Source organism: Sphingosinicella terrae (assembly GCF_003347635.1).
GTDB lineage: Bacteria > Pseudomonadota > Alphaproteobacteria > Sphingomonadales > Sphingomonadaceae > Allosphingosinicella > Allosphingosinicella terrae.
The window spans coordinates 1-756 of the sequence record NZ_QDFY01000051.1 but is presented as its reverse complement, the minus strand read 5'-3'; the positions used below and the strand labels follow the sequence as shown (position 1 = coordinate 756).

The window sequence follows — 756 nt, the reverse complement described above, 5'->3', positions numbered from 1 at the left end:
TTGGCTGGTGGCCCGACTTGAAGGCGAGCCTGACCTGACGCTGAGAGCTTTGCTGGCCGAGCTGCACGATCGTGGGGTGGAAGTGAGCTACGGGGCATTGTGGAATTATCTGGAGCGCGAGGGCTTCAGCTTTAAAAAAAACCGTGTTCGCCATCGAGCAGGATCGACCGGCGATTGCCAGGCGGCGAGTTCAGTGGCGCAAATACCAAGACCGCCTCGATCCTAAACGCCTGGTCTTCATCGACGAAACCTGGGCGAAGACGAACATGACCCGCACGCATGGTCGCTCCCGGCGCGGCCAGCGACTTCGCGCGAAGGTGCCGCACGGGCACTGGCGAACCCTTACCTTTCTCGCCGCGCTCCGCCATGATCGGATCGATGCACCTTGCGTGCTCGACGGCCCCATCAACGGCCAGTCCTTCCTCGCTTATGTCGAGCAGTTCCTGGTGCCGACGCTCAGCCCTGGCGACATCGTCATCATGGACAACCTGGGCAGCCATAAGAGCATCGCCGTTCGTCGAGCGATCCGCGGCGCTGGCGCCAAGCTCCTCTTCCTGCCGCCTTACTCGCCCGACCTGAACCCGATCGAGCAGGTCTTCGCCAAGCTCAAAACCTTGTTCCGAAAGGCCGAAGAGCGAACCGTCGATGCCTGTTGGAAGCGGATCGGAACCCTCCTCGACCACTTCCAACCTGCCGAATGCGCGAACTACCTCGCAAACAGCGGATATGCTTCAGTCTAAGATGATCATGCTCTAG

At 60.6% G+C, this 756-nt stretch carries 1 pseudogene; it reads left to right on the top strand.

Going from position 1 to position 756, the window contains the following annotated elements:
• Positions 1-740, top strand: a pseudogene (locus tag DDE10_RS23180) (IS630 family transposase); the annotation flags it as partial.
• Between the last annotated feature and the right edge of the window lie 16 nt (positions 741-756).